Origin of the sequence: Chitinophaga rhizosphaerae (genome assembly GCF_003958645.1) — a bacterium.
Lineage (GTDB): Bacteria > Bacteroidota > Bacteroidia > Chitinophagales > Chitinophagaceae > Chitinophaga > Chitinophaga rhizosphaerae.
On the sequence record NZ_RXLO01000001.1, the window covers coordinates 809,764 to 825,420 of the forward strand.

A 15,657-nucleotide genomic window follows, 5' to 3' on the forward strand; every position below is an offset into this window, starting at 1 on the left:
GAACAAAAGACATGGAATGGTTGTTCTCATTTAGAACAACCCAGAATTCCCATGTTGAAAGATCAAATGCATAAGCTCGCCCAAAAGCAGGAAGGCCCCTGCGTCACCATCGCGCTGGCGACCCACCGCACGCATCCGGATAACCAGCAGGATGCCATCCTGCTCAAAAATCTCGTCAACGAAGCGGAAAACAGGCTCCTGAAAGATTATGACCGGCGCAGCATAGACGCCCTCCTTAAAAATCTCCATTCCCTCGAACCCCAAATCGATAACCGCCTCAACGATTTCGGGCTGTATGTTTTCGCCTCCGCAACTACCGCCGAATATGTGCGCACCATGTGGCCGCCGGCGGAAAATAAAGTGTACGTCGACAAGGAATTTGCCCTGCGGGATATCATCAAGGCATACAACGTTCGGAAGATTATTACATCCTCCACCTCAGCCAATCCGGCGTGCAGCTCTACGAGGCGCTGAACGACCGCATTTACGACGAGGTTTCGGGCAACGGGTTCCCTTACCGCGACAATCCGCATTACATAACCGACCGCCTGGCAAAAAGCGATCCCAAAAAAGTCGACAACCAGATAAAAGAATTTCTTAATAAAGTCGATAAATCGATGGTGGCCATCCATGGCGTGCATCCGCTGGAAATCATTGTGGCGGCCACGCGCGAGAATTTCGATTACCTGCTGGAAGTGGCCGACCAGCCGAAGATCTATTCCGGTCATTTCACGATAGACGCGGGCCGGGCGGATATTCATTATTTGTCGGACAAGGCCTGGCCGGTGGTGAAAGATTTGCAGAAAGCGCGGCGGACCGCGGCAATAGAAGAGCTGATGGCCGGCGTTCCGAGCGGGAAGGTGTTGACAGACATGCAGGAAATATACCTGGCGGCCCGGGAAGGCCGCGGAGAGCTGCTCCTCGTGAAAAGCAATTTCAACCAGCCGATCAGTATTACGCCCCAGGGGTTCGGTTACGCGAAAGACGGCACGGTGCCCGGTATCAACGACGATATCGTGAACGACATCGCCTGGGAAGTGGTCGATAAAAAAGGCCGGGTATTCTTTACCGACCAGGCGGCGCTCCGCCAGTTGGGCGATATCGCATTGCTCACGCGGTATTAATTCAAATCCGGCGGAATTGCGCTGAATTCGTTTTCTTTGCAAAGCATGTCGCTTTATTTCACATCGCTCAATTCGGGCAGCAACGGGAACTGTTATTACATCGGGAACGACCGCGAGGCCGTGCTGGTGGATGCGGGTATTTCGTGCCGGGAAACCGAGCGCCGGATGGCGCGTTTGGGGCTCGATATGGGAAAGGTGAAGGCGATCGTGGTGTCTCACGAACACGTGGACCACATCCGCGGGATACCCGTGCTGAGCAAGAAATACGATCTCCCCGTTTACATTACCGAAGCCACGCTGCGGCATAGCGGTATGCAGCTGGAAGGGCGGACTTTCCGTGCGGACGAGGCCATCCGTATCGGCGACCTGCACATCCAGCCGTTCGTCAAATACCACGACGCGGCCGACCCGCACAGTTTCCTTATCAGCTGCGGCCAGGCGCGGGTGGGCGTTTTCACGGACATCGGGCGGCCCTGCGGCGAGCTGGCGCGCCATTTTTCCATGTGCCATGCCGCGTTCCTCGAAACCAATTATGATACCGAAATGCTCGACAAGGGGCGCTACCCGGTTTTCCTGAAAAACCGGATCAGGGGAGGCCACGGCCACCTGTCGAACAACGAAGCCCTGGAAGTTTTCCTGCGTCACCGCACCAGCCACCTGAGCCACGTGCTGCTGTCGCACCTGTCGCAAGACAATAACGACCCCGATCTGGTGCATTCCCTCTTCAGCCGGCACGCCAACGGTACGGAGATCGTTGTGGCAGGGCGATACGCCGAAACACCGGTGTTCCATATCAACCCCACGGAAGCGCCGCTGCCGCCGGTACATATTCCCATCCCCCGGCAACCGGCCATCCTCCCCCAGCCTGCCAGCGGCAAAAAGAAATCAAATGAAAACCGGCCTGTCCAAACATCTTTGTTCTGAACAGACCGGAATCACATCGCATGGTCACCAGCTAACCCACTAGAAATATCTTGGACTGACTTCCCGTATACCTTTTTTCGGCATGAAAAGGCTGATGGAAATCTCGTGCGAGCCGGATTGGTAGTTCCGCAGCCCGCTGGTGGTAAAATCATATGCATACCCGACCCGCAGCCATTTTGCGGCCATGAATTCCACCATGGCGGAAGCTGCGTCGCGGTTCGTAAGGTCCATGTTTTTGCCCGATGCGTCCCAGATGCGGATGCCCGTGCGGTACGATCCGCCGATCCATACCAGTTCGTGGATATTCAGGAAGCAGGAAAGATCTACGTTACTGGGGCCTTTGAAATCGTCTTTCCAGAGGAAGGACGGCTTCAGCTTGAAGTTCTCCGCGAGGCTGATCACCGTTCCAGCGCCCAGGTACAGGTGCGGATTGCGCTCCAGCGTGCGGAAGTATTCGTCGTTCCAATTGAACCCCTTCACCCCCGTGGTTTGCAGCAGATTGCGGATGGAGGCCGTGGCGTACCATGCAGGTGTATGGTAAAACACCCCGAAATTGGCGTCCGGCTCCATATGCGAGGCATTCGTCACGGGGATGCTGTTGTCGTGCTCGTCTACATAGGTCAGCAGCGTACCGTCGAGCCGGTACTGCGTGAACCCGCCGCCGATGCCGAAGCAGAGGCGCCTGGCGCCGGAAGCGTCGAGCGGAATGCGGTAAGTATAACCTGCGCCTACGCTGAGGGTCTTTTGCGGACCTAGCTCTTCGTGCATGAAATTGGCGCTGAGGGCCATGCGGTCTTCCGCCGCCGGCGTGAGCCAGTCGATAGACGCGCCCGCCGTTTTGGGCGATCCGGGAATGCCTTCCCATTGCCGCCGGTAGATGGCGTTGAAACTGGTGCCCCCGCGATACCCGGCGTAAGCCGTGTTTACGTTCAGCATATTGAAGACATACTGGCTGAACTGCACGTCTTGCTGCGCCCGGGCGCTTTCACATAGGAGCATGGCTAAAAGTAACAAACAAGCAGGGTAGTGTTTTGCCATAAAGAGCGGTTTAAGCCGGCCGCTGGCCGACATACTACTCTATAACACGCGGATTCGCAGATGGTTGCAAAAATTTTCAGGAAGTCTGGACCACCATATTGAAATGTTCGTCGAGCGCCAGGCGGCCTTCTTTTTCGCCATCCGGCGTAGCGAGGCCTTTGATTTTCCCGGTTTTCCCTTTGGTGAGGAGGTCTTCCAGTTGTTTGTCCGTCAGTTTTTTCCCGAACAGTTCGAACGGGATTTTGAACCCGCAGGCGGCGAAGTTGGCGCAACCGTACGCGGTGTTCCCTTTTTTGACGGGGTGGGCCTTGCATTTGGGGCAGGTGGCGGCGGTGGGATCGGCCGGTTTCTTCGGCGCTTTGGGCTTGGCTTCCTTTTCCTTTTTCCCGGGCTCGGTCGGGCGTTCCGGCGCGATGGTGATGGATTTGCCGGTATTGTTCTTTACGTCGCGGATAAGGGCGATCACCATGTCGGTCAGTTCCTGCCGGAAGGCGTCCATGGCATATTCCCCTTTCTCCATGAGGCGCAGCTTGCGTTCCCAGGCGCCGGTGAGCTCGGGGCTTTTGAGCAGCTCGTTTTCGATGGTATCGATAAGGTCGATACCGGTTTGCGTGGCGAAGATGTTCTTTTTCTTCTTTTCGATGTATTTGCGGCGGAAAAGGGTTTCGATGATGTTGGCACGGGTGGAAGGGCGGCCGATGCCGTTGTCTTTCAGCAATTCGCGCATTTCCTCGTCTTCCACCTGCTTGCCGGCCGTTTCCATGGCGCGGAGCAGCGTGGCTTCCGTGTAGGGTTTGGGCGGCGTGGTTTTGCCTTTGTGGATGCGGGGCTCGTGCGGACCGCTTTCCCCAACTTCGAAAACGGGCAGGATCTTTTCGCCTTCTTCGGCGGGCTCGTCGCCCTCCCTGGGTGTGGGTGCATCGTTGGCGTAGACTTCCTTCCAGCCGGGCTCGAGGATCTGTTTGCCGGTGGCTTTGAATTCGACCTGGCCTACTTTGCCGAGTACGGTGGTGTTGGATATTTTACATTCCGGATAGAACGCGGCGATGAACCGGCGGGCTACGAGGTCGTAGATGCGTTTTTCATCGAGATGCAGGTTTTCGGGGTACATGCCGGTGGGGATGATGGCGTGGTGGTCCGTCACCTTTTTATCGTCGAACACGGACTTGAGTTTCGGGATGGGCTTTTCCAGCAGCGGTGCGATGAGGGCCGCGTAGGGCGTCAGGTCTTTCAGGATGCCGGCGATCTTGGGATGGAGGTCTTCCGAAAGGTACGTGGTGTCTACCCGCGGATAGGTGACCAGTTTCTTTTCGTAGAGGCTCTGGATGTACCGCAGGGTATCGTCTGCCGAATAGCCGTATTTCTTGTTGGCTTCCACCTGGAGGGCGGTAAGGTCGAACAGGCGGGGATTGCCTTCCTTTCCTTCTTTTTTCTCGAATGAGGTGATCTCGAAGGGGTGTTCCCTGAGATAGGCGAGCCCTTTTTCAGCGCGGTCCACGACAACGATACGATCGATGACGGCCGTGAATTCGACTTTTTTATAGATGGTTTTCAGTTCCCAGTATTCGGCCGAAACGAAGGCGTTGATCTCCTTCTGCCGGGCTACGATCATGGCGAGGGTGGGCGTCTGGACGCGGCCGATGGAGAGGACGGCCTTTCCCTGCGCGAACTTCTTGGTGAAGAGCCGGGTGGCGTTCATGCCGAGGAGCCAGTCGCCGATAGCGCGGGCGCTGCCGGCGGCGTAAAGGTTATCGTATTGGGCGGCGTCTTTGAGGGACTGGAACCCGTTGCGGATGGCTTCTTCGGTGAGCGAGGAAATCCACAGGCGCTTGACGGGCGCGGTGCACCGGGCTTTGAGGAGCACCCATCGCTGGATGAGCTCCCCTTCCTGGCCGGCGTCTCCACAATTGATGACCTCTTCACATTGCTGGATGAGGGTTTCGATGACACGGAACTGCTTTTCCACCCCGGTGTTTTCGATCAGTTTGATGCCGAACTGGGCGGGGATAATGGGCAGGTCGGCCAGCGACCAGTACTTCCAGTGGGGAGAATAGTCGTGCGGTTCCTTGAGGGTACAGAAGTGCCCGAAGGTCCAGGTAACCTGGAACCCGTTCCCTTCAAAATATCCATCTTTCCGGGTTTTGGCGCCCAACACTTCGGCAATGTCTCGCGCTACGCTCGGTTTTTCCGCTATACAGACTTTCATATCAGCCGCGAATTTCGGGGAAAAGGGGGAATATTTCAAGTGAATCGCTGTTCACGGCTTGCCGTTTTGTACCGGCGATGGTGGATATATCAAATGGAAGATTCCGGATAATTCCTGTATCCGTGCGCGTGAAATTTCGTGCCGGGTTGATTACATTTGATATAGTTTTCATACCATTATCTACTGTTAAAATCCTACGTATATGCCCACCACACCCAACAGCAAAAAGAAGTTAACCGCAGATCAGCGGGATGCGCTGCTCAAAACACTGAAGGCCCGCTTCGAAAAAAACATGCGGCGTCATAAAGGGATCGACTGGAGTAAGGTCCAGGAAAGGATCGAAGCGCATCCGGCGAAGTTATGGTCGCTGAACGAAATGGAGGAAACCGGCGGCGAACCGGATGTGATCGGTTTCGACAAAAAATCCGGCGAAATCACTTTCTGCGACTGTGCTCCCGAGAGCCCCAAAGGCCGGCGGAGCACCTGTTACGACTATGAAGCCCTCCAGTCCAGGAAAGAACACAAGCCAAAAACGAGTGCCATCGATATGGCGAACGAAATCGGCATCACGATCCTCACAGCAGCGCAATACCGCGAATTGCAGGAGCTTGGGGAATTCGACCTGAAAACGTCGAGCTGGGTCAAAACCCCGGACGATATCCGTGAGCTGGGAGGCGCCATCTTCTGCGACCGGCGGTACAACAAGGTTTTCATGTATCATAACGGCGCCGAGTCGTACTATGGGGCGCGCGGGTTTCGGGGGATATTGACTGTCTAGCAGCATCCAACCGGATTCCGCGGGAAAGCGATGTAGAGGCGGCGATCGCCTGCTACCATCCGCAGGTGGTCTCTTTCGACGTTGTGAAGAACTTTTCCTACCGGGGCACCGGCGCCCTGCGGCTCAGGCTCCAGGAGTGGCTGGGAACGCTGGCCAAAGTGATCGATTTCGAGATACAGGTGATACATGTTGAACAGGAAAGTTCCATTGCGTGGTGTGCCACGGAGAATCATGTTGTGGCGGAAATGGTACAGGGCGGCAAGCTGGATATGTGGTGGCGGGAAACAACCTGTTATATTAAGGAATCCGATCAATGGCTGATCCGGCACACACATAGCTCGGTGCCTTTCGATCCCTCAACGGGCAAGGCTTCGGTGGATTTGAAGCCTTAGCGCGACCCATTTAGATAAATCGACCATCGTTCCCTTAGCCATATCAGCGCAACAACCGCATCCGGTAAGCGTTGATCGCCGTTTCGCCCAGTTTCTTCACCAGCCGGTAATTCACGACAACGCCCACCGCCGCACCGATCACCGGCATCAGCTGCGCCATTTTGGCGATGTCGAGATAATCGCGGTATTCCTGTTGGAAAGCCCTCCAGTCAAAGGACTCTTCCTTTTCCGGCAGCGTATCCCACCGGCGGGCCCAGTCTTCCATCTGCGAAAATACCTTCCGCCGATGGTCCTGGCTGCTGAAAGCCAACTGGAAAATCAACAGGATGTACAATCGCTCGCGGTAATCCTTCACATCAAAACCATAGATGGTAGCGATATCGAACAGCAGTTTCAGTTTCATGGATAACAGGATCGGGAAATCCGCCAATCCCAGCAGGATCCCCCCGGCACCGGTCACCCCGCCTTCCGCCGCGGCGGTATGCTTGTAAAAATCGGTCCGCTTTCTCACGGCGGATTCCATATCCGCAAAAGACGCATAATCCTGTTTACCCGGCACGGTGTACTTCGACCCGAACAGTACCCCGCGCACCATTTCCCGGATCGTGGCCGTGATGGCGCGATGCACCTTTTCAGGGATGATCCGGTTCACCCGCGCCTGCAGGGTGTGCGACAGCCGCTGCACCATGCTGGGCGCCTTCCGCATGCGGAGCTTCCAGGTTTCCATCTCCGCACGCGCCTGTAATTCGTATAGCATGTTGGATCTTTAGTAAATGATGACGCGTTTTCTGAATGTACGATCACTTCGGCTGCTGCCAAAATCATTTACGGTGCAAATCTGCCGGTTCAGTCCATTGAATTCCTTATTAATAGTCCGGTTTTCATCCGGAAAACGGATCTGCTCAAACATGCACCACCAGTTTGCAGGGCAATTGGATACTCCGGGCCGATTGTTCCGCTCCTTCCCTTTCACGTATCCGCGAAAACAGCTGCATCGCCGCCTCCAGCCCCATTTCATGGGAGCTTTCTTCGATAGACGCCGCGGGCTTATGGTCCAGGTAATCGAGGATCGGCAGGTTCCCGAACCCTGTAAACGGCATCACCCCCACCAGCAGGGGATGGTATTTCTTTAAAAAAGCGATCCCGTCCAGCGCCATGTAATTCTTGAATGCGAACACGGCCGTGGGCGGCACTTCCAAGGCCAGCATCCGCGCCAGCGCCACCTCTGTATGCTCCCGCGAAAAATCCACCACTTCCACAAGCTCTTCCCGCAACGGGATGCCATGCTGCTCCAACGCCAGTTTATACCCCTCGTACCGCGCATTCCCCGTCCGCATCCCTTCCGGCCCCCGCAAATGCGCGATGTGCCGGTGGCCCTGGCGAATAAGGAAATCCGTAGCCAGGCGGCCGCCCTCCATGTTATCGCTCGATACAAAATCGAACGCCGGCGTGGCCGGCTCCCGCCCGATGCACACCACCGGGATCCCGATCGACAATAACTTCTGATATGGCGCCATGTCGGTCCGCGTCTTAGAAATCGCCGCCACCACACCGTCTACCCGGTTGCGGATCATCAGGTCGATGATCCTTTCTTCCTTCTGCTCGTCTTCCCGCGACTGCGCCAGCATCACATGGTACCCCCTTTCCTCCGCCGCCGCTTCCACGCCATTGGCCGCGAAAGCATAATATTGGTCGAGTATGTCGGGAACGATGAGGCCCAGCGTAGACGTGCGGTTCAGCTTGAAATGCCGCGCCGCCTCATTGGGAATGTAGTTCAACTCCAGCGCCAGCGCCTTCACCCGCTCGCTCGTCAGCGAACTGATCGTGGCATCGTTGTTCAATGCTTTAGACACCGTCGATACAGACATATTCAATTTCCGCGCAATATCTTTGATCGTTACTCCCCTTTTCATATTTCAATAAACGATTTCAAACGTTGTAGTAGACTTTTTTCACCCCTTGTGTAAAGTTAAATCGATTGCAAATACTAATTTGGTAAAAGAACAATGAAAAATCACGTTTGCAGCAATTTAATTTTTTCACGTTAAAACAATCCGTTCCACTACCCGCCATTCGAACCATATTGTACAACGCGACACACGAACGATCGCTATTTAATCATGTATTGAAAACTGATATGGGTCCGTCCGCCATCCGGATCAAATTACATCACGTTTGCGGTAATTTAATTTTTCACGTTTAAAACTGACATTGGCCAAACAAGCCTGTTCGACCATTTCACACAGCACATTTAACACTAACACGTCGATATTACCATTTCTAAATCCTTAATCTGATTTACCATGACAATGCGTATCGGAAGGAGGCCTTATTGGACCTCCCCGGCCTGCTGCGCCCTGCTACTCGCGCTATCGGCCGGAATCCCCGCCGCCAGCGGCATGTATGCAAACGTTCCCAACACTTCCCTCCGGGTCGTCAAAGACATCAGCGGCGTAGTCCGCGACAAATCCGGCGCCGTGCTCCCCGGCGTTACCGTCGCCATCGAAGGCACCACCAAAGGCACTACCACAGACGCTCAGGGAAAATTCTCCCTCGCTGCCGTGCCCGACAATGCCGTCCTCGTTTTCACCTTCATCGGTTATCAGCCGCTGAAAATGCCGGTCGCTTCCACGAGCTCATGGAACATCATCCTGCAAGACAATGCCACGCAACTCGACCAGCTCGTAGTAGTGGGATATGGCACCCGTAAAAAATCGGACCTCACCGGCGCCGTAGCACAGGTACAGGTGAGCAAACTGGAGAACGAAAATCCAGCCACCGTCCAGGACGCGCTCCGGGCCAATGTTCCCGGTCTTTCCGTGACATCCTCCAACTCCGCGAAAGGCGGCGGCGACCTCCAGATCCGCGGCCGCTCTTCCCTCAACGCCAACAGCGCACCGCTCCTCGTGCTCGACGGTGTCATCTACCCCGGCGCATTGGCAGACATCAACCCGAACGATATTCAAACGATAGACGTCCTCAAAGACGCGAGCGCCGCTGCCGTTTTCGGCGCCAAATCCGCCGCAGGCGTAGTATTGATCACCACCAAGAAAGGCTCCTCCGGCAAGCCCCAGGTGACCCTCAACAGCAACATCGGCCTCGCCACCCTCGCCATGGACCAGCCGCTGTACGACGGCCCCGGTTTCGTGCGCTGGCGCACAGACGTGCTAAAAAGCATGAATGCCAACGCAAAACCTTACCAGTTCGACGATCCCCGTCAGCTCCCGTCAGACATCACCATCGACCAGTGGAAAGCCTACGACAACTCGCAGGGCGACCCCGTCGATATCTGGCTGAACCGGCTGAAGATCCTCTCGCTGGAAGTGAAAAACTACAAGGCGGGCAAGCAAACCAACTGGTACGACCAGATGTTCCAGAAAGGCCTTCGTAACGATCATACGATCAGCGTGGGCGGCAGAACGGAGAACACTTCGTATTATATTTCCGCGGGATATACGAACAACGAAGGCGTGATCCTCGGTGATAAATTCAAGACTTTCCGCACCCGTATCAATATCGAGACCAAAGCCGCCAAATGGGCCACGATCGGGATTAACATGCAATTCGCCGACAGGGATGAAAGCCAGGTGACGGTAGACTGGGGGCAGATGATCAACGCCAGCCCGTGGGGAGAAAAATACAAAGACGACGGGGTGACGCTGCGCGACAGTCCAAACGATGACATCGGCAACAATACCAATCCCTTCCTCAACTACGAATATACCGACCGGCTGCAGAAGTTCCACACGCTCTTCGGGAGCCTGTACGCCAAGGGCGAGATCGGCTACGGGTTCTCGTACCAGGTGAACTTTACGCCGAACTTCGAATGGGGAAAATACTTCAACGCCAACCTGGCCAAGGATTTCCGGTATGCGGCCCGGCGTGGTTACGCCGTTCGCCGGCAGCAGGATTTCTTTAACTGGCAGATAGACAACATCCTCCGCTGGAACAAAACTTACGGCGATCATGACTTCGACGTAACGCTGCTGTACAACGCTGAAAAATACCAAAGCTGGCGCAACCAGATGGAAAACGAAGGCTTCGACCCGAACGACAACCTGTCCTGGCACAACATCGGCGCGGGCATCAAGCCCGTGATCAGCAGCTTCGACTCCCTGGCCACGGGAGACGCGCTCATGGGGCGCCTCAACTATGCCTGGAAGCAGAAATACATGCTGACGGCGTCTATCCGCCGCGACGGATATTCCGCCTTCGGACAGGCGAACCCGCGCGCCAACTTCCCCTCCATCGGCCTGGGATGGGTGTTCAGCAAGGAGAAATTCGTGAACCTGCCCTGGCTCGACTTCGGCAAGCTGCGCGCCTCCTGGGGCGTGAACGGCAACCGCGACATCGGGCGGTACGTGGCGCTGGGAGACCTTTCCACCGGGAAATACCAGTACATCATGCCCAACGGCAATATCGTGCTCGTATCGCAGCTGTATGGCAACCGCATGCCCAACCCGCTCCTCAAATGGGAAAAAAGCAAATCGTATAACCTCGGGCTCGATTTCGGTGTGCTCAACAACCGGCTCACCGGCACCATCGAAGTGTACAAGAAAATCACGACCGACCTCATCGTCAACCGCACCATTTCCGACGTAACGGGCTATTTCAACGTGATCTCCAACCTTGGAGAAGTCCAGAACCAGGGGATCGAACTGAACCTCGCCAGCGTGAACGTGAAAACGCCCGACTTCGAATGGGGCACGAACCTCAACTTCTTCACCAACCGCAACCGCATCGTGAGCCTCTATGGCCCCGCGCCGGTTAAAGGGCCAGACGGGAAGATCGTCATGAAAGAAGCCGACGACCGGGCCAACCGGTGGTTCATCGGCCGGGACATCGAAGAGATCTGGGACATGAAAGTGCTCGGCGTATGGAAAACCACCGAAGCAGACGAAGCGAAGAAATTCGGCGTGAAACCCGGCGATTTCAAACTGGAAGACACCAACGGCGACGGCAAATTTTCCGACGACGACCGCCAGTTCCTCGGCTACCGCTCGCCCCGCTACCAATGGACGCTCCGTAACGACTTTTCCTACAAAGGCATCTCGCTTTCCTTCATGCTGTACAGCCATTGGGGGCAATACAAGGAATACAACCAGGCGAAGAACAACACCGGCTTCATCGACCGCCAGAATTCCTACGTGCTCCCCTACTGGACGCCGGAAAACCAGATCGACGATCATGCCCGCCTGTTCTCCAACAACGGCAGCCTCAGTTTCACCAACTGGCGAAAAGCTTCGTTCATCCGCCTGAGCACCGTGGCGCTGGCCTATTCCGTTCCGAAGGAAATCAGCAAAATGATCGGCATCGGCTCCCTGAAAGTTTACGGGAACGTCAGCAACGCGGCCATTTACCAGCCCGACTGGATGTTCTGGGACGCCGAATACGGCAATACGCCGCCGGCAAGGAACTGGTCGCTGGGTATCAATGCTACTTTTTAACGAGTTGAAAAAAAAGAACCATCATGCGTAAGAACTTCACATATACCGGCGCCGCCGTCCTGATCGCGGGGGCGCTCACCATGGCAACGGGTTGCGGGAAAGACTGGCTCGTTCCCAAACCGCTTTCCTTTTACGAACCCGACGAAACTTTCGTTGACGCCGCCGCCATGCGCGCCGGCCTCGTTGCCTGCGCCAGGAACGCCAGGATCGAGTACTACGGCGACAATCCGCCCATCCTCACCGAAATGCTGTTCTCCGAAGTGACGGTGGAAGGCACGACCGACAAATCGGGCCCTGCGCAAGACCTCAACTTGCTCATTACGCCCGACGGCGCCAATCAGAACAGTGCAGACCGCGCGCGCATCTACCATTACTGGAGCGAAGGCTACAAAGGCATCAAATACGCCAATACCATCATTTCCAGGATCGACAACGCCAAGTACGCCAACACGGCAGAACGCAATGCCATCCTCGGTTCCGCGTACTTCCACCGCGCGCTGCGCTATTACCGGCTCTGCATGCAGTTCGGGGATGTGCCCGCGCCCATGAAGGAAATCATTTCTCCGCGTACGGATTTCAATTCCACGAAGCGCGATGTCATCCTCGAATACATCAAAAAAGACCTCGATTCCGCCAAAGACTGGGTTACCGACAACGTGGCCCGCGGGGAAGTGACCAAAGGCGCCGTGCTCCACCTGCTCACCAAAGTGAACCTGGCGCTGGGCAAGTTCGACGACGCCATCGCTTCGGCGAGCGCCGTGATCGACGGAGGCGCGTATTCCCTCATGCGGCAGCCTTTCGGCGCCACGAAGAAAAACGTGATCTGGGATTTGCACCGCCCGGAAAATAAATCGATCGGCGAAAACCGGGAAGGGATTTTCCTCGTGATCGACCGGTTCGGCGACGGCGGGTACGACGGCGGGATGCGCATCATGCGGCAGGCCGTTCCCTTCTGGGGCACCAACGTCTCCACGCCTTCGGGTAAAAAAGGTACTAACGACAACGTGAACCCCGAATTCATTCAAAGCAATTTGTACGGCCGCGGGATCGGGCGTTGCCGCCCCACGCCTTACAGCCTCTACGAAATCTGGAACGATCCCAACGATCTCCGCCATGCCAAAGGCAACTGGATGAACATGGAAGATCTCGTGTACAACGATATGGGCCTCAAGAACAGCAACGACCCCTGGTATCTGAAAAACCTCCAGCTCCGCAACGCCGCCGGTGGTATTTTGTGCACAGACACGATCCGCTGCTGGTTCGGCTGGCCGCATTACAAGATTTTTGTGCCCGATACGGAAAACTCTCCCATGCAGGGCGGCCACTCCGACTGGTACATCTTCCGGCTCGCGGAAACGTACCTGCTGCGCGCGGAGGCTTATTACTGGAAAGGCCAGTCCGGCCCCGCGATCGCCGATCTCGACCAGGTGCGTACCCGCGCCGGTTGCGCCCCGTTCACCGGAACGCTGGATATCGGCACCATCCTCGACGAACGGGCCCGCGAACTGTTTTTCGAAGAACCGCGGAAAACGGAGCTGACCCGCATGTCGATCATCTTCGCCAGAACGGGCAAAGCCGCGCCTAACGGTAAAACCTACACGATGGACCGCCTGTCCGACGACAATTTCTTTTACGACCGCGTGATCGCGAAAAACGACTTCTACCGCCTGGGGATCGTGACCAATCACGGCGATAAGTTCACGATCAGCCCTTACCACATTTTCTGGCCCGTACCTGCCAAGTCTATCCAGGCGAACGTACACGGCGTGATCAACCAGAACAAGGGATACGTGGGAACGGAAAGGAACGAGCCGGCCAAAGACGTGGTGGATACGAAAGCGGATTGATGATTTGCATATACATCCCCTTTAGCACAATGAACAGCGGTCGCCGGTTCCGGCGACCGCTTATTTTTCCCCCCTTGCAACCCTGCCGCCAATTCTTTATTTTTAAGGACATCAACCCAAATTCCACGTTATGACCCAGTTCCATATCAACCGCCGTCATTTTCTGAAAGGGGCTACCGCCGCGCTGGCACTGTCTACCCTCGGCGCCTACGGCCTCGATGTCATCAACCCATCCAAACCTTACCGTGTTGGGCTCATCGGTACCGGCTGGTACGGCAAAAGCGATCTTTTCCGGCTGATCCAGGTGGCGCCGGTGGAAGTGATCGCCCTGTGCGATGCGGATGAAAACCAGTTGAAGGAAGCCGCTGTGCTGGTATCGCAACGCCAGCAATCCGGCAAAACGCCCAGGCTGTACCGCGATTTCCGGAAACTGTTGTCTGAAAACCAACTCGATATCGTACTCGTGGGCACGCCCGATCATTGGCATGCACTGCAAACCATCGCCGCCCTCAAATCGGGCGCCAATGTGTATGTCCAGAAGCCGATCAGTGTAGACGTATTGGAAGGCGAAGCCATGGTGGCGGCCGCGCGGAAATACGGCAAAGTGGTGCAGGTGGGCACCCAGCGCAAGAGCACCCCGCATCTCATCGATGCGAAGAAACATATCGTGGACGCGGGGCTTTTAGGCAAGGTGCATCACGTCGAAATGTGCTGCTACTATCATATGCGCGCCAACGGCAATCCGCCCGTACAGGCCGTCCCCGGTCACTTCGATTATGAGATGTGGACCGGCCCCGCCCCCCGCCGGCCGTTCGACGGCCTGCCGCACATCCGCTGGTGGCGCACCTTTATGGAATACGGCAACGGCATCATGGGCGATATGTGCATCCATATGTTCGACACCGTCCGCTGGATGTTGCAGCTCGGATGGCCCAACCGCATCAGTTCCACCGGCGGCATTTACGTGCAGAAAGAAGGCAAGTCCAACATCGCCGACACGCAATCCGCCATTTTCGAATACGATGGCCTTAATTGCACCTGGCAACACCGTTCCTGGGGCACGCCGGCCGATCCCAGGTACCCCTGGGCATTTACGCTTTACGGGGAAAAAGGCACCCTGAGAGCCAGTACCATGTCTTACGACTTCACGCCCCAGGGCCAGGGCGAAGCTATCCATAAAGATGTGGTGTACGAAAAGGAAAAATACCCGGAAGACGTAACCGAAAAAGGCATTGAGCTGAACGCCGCACCGGCCACCCGGCTCCATATGCTCAATTTCCTCGAAGCCATTACCAGCAAAGGCAGACCGGTGGCCGATATCGAAGAAGGGCACATCAGTACGGCCAGCTGCATCCTCGCCAATATTTCCATGCAAACCGGCCGGCCGGTGATCTACGATCCGCAAAGCCGCATCATCAAAAACGACCGCGAAGCCACGGCACTCCTCCAGCGCCCTTATCGCGGCAACTGGCAGCATCCGTCTGCGTTGCTGGTGTGATCAGGATGCGTACAGCTCCAGCGGAAGGCCGTCGGGATCTGTGAAGAAAGTGAATTTTTTACCGGTAAATGGATCGATGCGCACCGGCTCGCAGGTAACGCCATGCGCGGCGAGGCTTTTCACCGCCGCGTCGATATCATGGACGGAAAACGCAAGATGGCGCAAACCCCGCGCTTCGGGAGACGAAACCCGGGGCGGCGGTTCCGGGAAAGAGAAAAGCTCGATGGTATATATCCCGTTGAGTGAGAGATCCAGTTTCCAGGATTCGCGCTCGGCGCGGTAATGTTCGGCGATGATGGAGAACCCCAGCACTTCCGTGTAAAACTGTTTCGAACGGTTATAATCGGAACAGATGATGGCGATATGGTGGATGTTTTGCAGTTGCAGCATGGGCAAATGTAAG

General features: G+C 56.0%; 13 protein-coding genes and 1 pseudogene. 8 read left to right on the forward strand and 6 right to left on the reverse strand.

Going from position 1 to position 15,657, the window contains the following annotated elements:
• Positions 1 to 51 precede the first annotated feature (51 nt).
• The 3 genes from EJ361_RS03285 to EJ361_RS03295 are packed head-to-tail and all read left to right on the forward strand — an operon-like array spanning position 52 to position 2,048.
• Positions 52 to 474 carry a hypothetical protein gene (locus EJ361_RS03285; RefSeq protein WP_126243904.1) on the forward strand — a complete coding sequence of 141 codons (423 nt, stop codon included), beginning with the start codon at positions 52 to 54 and terminating at the stop codon, positions 472 to 474.
• Complete coding sequence (locus EJ361_RS03290; protein ID WP_126243905.1) at positions 453 to 1,124, forward strand: baeRF3 domain-containing protein; 672 nt, start codon at positions 453 to 455, stop codon at positions 1,122 to 1,124. Before EJ361_RS03285 ends, EJ361_RS03290 begins: the two co-directional genes overlap by 22 nt.
• Positions 1,125 to 1,169: 45 nt before the next feature.
• Entirely contained in the window at positions 1,170 to 2,048 is an 879-nt protein-coding gene (locus EJ361_RS03295; protein WP_126243906.1) for an MBL fold metallo-hydrolase, read from the forward strand.
• A 39-nt stretch (positions 2,049 to 2,087) separates the two neighbouring features.
• Here the strand turns inward: EJ361_RS03295 and EJ361_RS03300 are convergent, their stop codons facing one another.
• Together EJ361_RS03300 and EJ361_RS03305 are read right to left on the reverse strand one after the other, a co-directional pair.
• Positions 2,088 to 3,086, reverse strand: coding sequence for a PorP/SprF family type IX secretion system membrane protein (locus tag EJ361_RS03300; RefSeq protein ID WP_164714061.1), 999 nt, complete (start codon positions 3,084 to 3,086; stop codon positions 2,088 to 2,090).
• Between the two features lie 76 nt (positions 3,087 to 3,162).
• On the reverse strand, positions 3,163 to 5,292 hold the full coding sequence (locus tag EJ361_RS03305) for a type IA DNA topoisomerase (RefSeq protein WP_126243908.1): 2,130 nt from the start codon (positions 5,290 to 5,292) through the stop codon (positions 3,163 to 3,165).
• Positions 5,293 to 5,494: 202 nt separating this feature from the next.
• Here EJ361_RS03305 and EJ361_RS03310 point away from each other — a divergent pair, with 202 nt between their 5' ends.
• Together EJ361_RS03310 and EJ361_RS03315 are read left to right on the forward strand one after the other, a co-directional pair.
• Positions 5,495 to 6,070, forward strand: coding sequence for a DUF4256 domain-containing protein (locus tag EJ361_RS03310; RefSeq protein ID WP_126243909.1), 576 nt, complete (start codon positions 5,495 to 5,497; stop codon positions 6,068 to 6,070).
• Positions 6,058 to 6,462: a YybH family protein gene (locus tag EJ361_RS03315; protein WP_126243910.1), complete on the forward strand. Its 405-nt coding sequence runs from the start codon at positions 6,058 to 6,060 to the stop codon at positions 6,460 to 6,462. The genes EJ361_RS03310 and EJ361_RS03315 overlap by 13 nt, the downstream gene beginning before the upstream one ends.
• Positions 6,463 to 6,505: 43 nt before the next feature.
• Here the strand turns inward: EJ361_RS03315 and EJ361_RS03320 are convergent, their stop codons facing one another.
• The 3 genes and pseudogenes from EJ361_RS03320 to EJ361_RS26120 form a co-directional block, all read right to left on the reverse strand.
• Positions 6,506 to 7,219: an EcsC family protein gene (locus EJ361_RS03320; RefSeq protein ID WP_126243911.1), complete on the reverse strand. Its 714-nt coding sequence runs from the start codon at positions 7,217 to 7,219 to the stop codon at positions 6,506 to 6,508.
• A 145-nt stretch (positions 7,220 to 7,364) separates the two neighbouring features.
• A complete protein-coding gene (locus tag EJ361_RS03325) occupies positions 7,365 to 8,261 on the reverse strand; it encodes a LacI family DNA-binding transcriptional regulator (protein WP_394344726.1) in 897 nt (298 codons plus the stop codon).
• Positions 8,235 to 8,375 (reverse strand): annotated as a pseudogene (locus tag EJ361_RS26120) (LacI family DNA-binding transcriptional regulator); the annotation flags it as partial. The gene EJ361_RS03325 and the pseudogene EJ361_RS26120, both read right to left, overlap by 27 nt.
• Before the next feature lie 390 nt (positions 8,376 to 8,765).
• Between EJ361_RS26120 and EJ361_RS03330 the strand changes: the two are divergent.
• From EJ361_RS03330 to EJ361_RS03340, 3 genes are all read left to right on the forward strand, one after another.
• The gene (locus tag EJ361_RS03330; RefSeq protein WP_126243913.1) at positions 8,766 to 11,909 is read left to right on the forward strand and encodes a SusC/RagA family TonB-linked outer membrane protein; all 3,144 of its coding nucleotides are present in this window, start codon (positions 8,766 to 8,768) and stop codon (positions 11,907 to 11,909) included.
• A gap of 23 nt (positions 11,910 to 11,932) precedes the next feature.
• Positions 11,933 to 13,756, forward strand: a complete 1,824-nt coding sequence (locus tag EJ361_RS03335) for a RagB/SusD family nutrient uptake outer membrane protein (RefSeq protein ID WP_126243914.1) — start codon at positions 11,933 to 11,935, stop codon at positions 13,754 to 13,756.
• Between the two features lie 130 nt (positions 13,757 to 13,886).
• Entirely contained in the window at positions 13,887 to 15,254 is a 1,368-nt protein-coding gene (locus tag EJ361_RS03340) for a Gfo/Idh/MocA family oxidoreductase (RefSeq protein WP_126243915.1), read from the forward strand.
• Here the strand turns inward: EJ361_RS03340 and gloA2 are convergent, their stop codons facing one another.
• Positions 15,255 to 15,644 (reverse strand): SMU1112c/YaeR family gloxylase I-like metalloprotein, encoded by a 390-nt coding sequence (gloA2, locus tag EJ361_RS03345; RefSeq protein ID WP_126243916.1) that lies wholly within the window; start codon positions 15,642 to 15,644, stop codon positions 15,255 to 15,257. It lies immediately after the preceding gene.
• Positions 15,645 to 15,657: the final 13 nt, after the last annotated feature.

Excerpts from the sequence above, each read along its gene's own strand:
- EJ361_RS03285 (WP_126243904.1), top strand. The coding sequence starts at position 52 with ATGTTGAAAGATCAAATGCATAAGCTCGCCCAAAAGCAGGAAGGCCCC.
- EJ361_RS03295 (WP_126243906.1), top strand. The coding sequence starts at position 1,170 with ATGTCGCTTTATTTCACATCGCTCAATTCGGGCAGCAACGGGAACTGT.
- EJ361_RS03300 (WP_164714061.1), bottom strand. The coding sequence starts at position 3,086 with ATGGCAAAACACTACCCTGCTTGTTTGTTACTTTTAGCCATGCTCCTA.
- EJ361_RS03305 (WP_126243908.1), bottom strand. The coding sequence starts at position 5,292 with ATGAAAGTCTGTATAGCGGAAAAACCGAGCGTAGCGCGAGACATTGCC.
- EJ361_RS03310 (WP_126243909.1), top strand. The coding sequence starts at position 5,495 with ATGCCCACCACACCCAACAGCAAAAAGAAGTTAACCGCAGATCAGCGG.
- EJ361_RS03320 (WP_126243911.1), bottom strand. The coding sequence starts at position 7,219 with ATGCTATACGAATTACAGGCGCGTGCGGAGATGGAAACCTGGAAGCTC.
- EJ361_RS03330 (WP_126243913.1), top strand. The coding sequence starts at position 8,766 with ATGACAATGCGTATCGGAAGGAGGCCTTATTGGACCTCCCCGGCCTGC.
- EJ361_RS03335 (WP_126243914.1), top strand. The coding sequence starts at position 11,933 with ATGCGTAAGAACTTCACATATACCGGCGCCGCCGTCCTGATCGCGGGG.
- EJ361_RS03340 (WP_126243915.1), top strand. The coding sequence starts at position 13,887 with ATGACCCAGTTCCATATCAACCGCCGTCATTTTCTGAAAGGGGCTACC.
- gloA2 (WP_126243916.1), bottom strand. The coding sequence starts at position 15,644 with ATGCTGCAACTGCAAAACATCCACCATATCGCCATCATCTGTTCCGAT.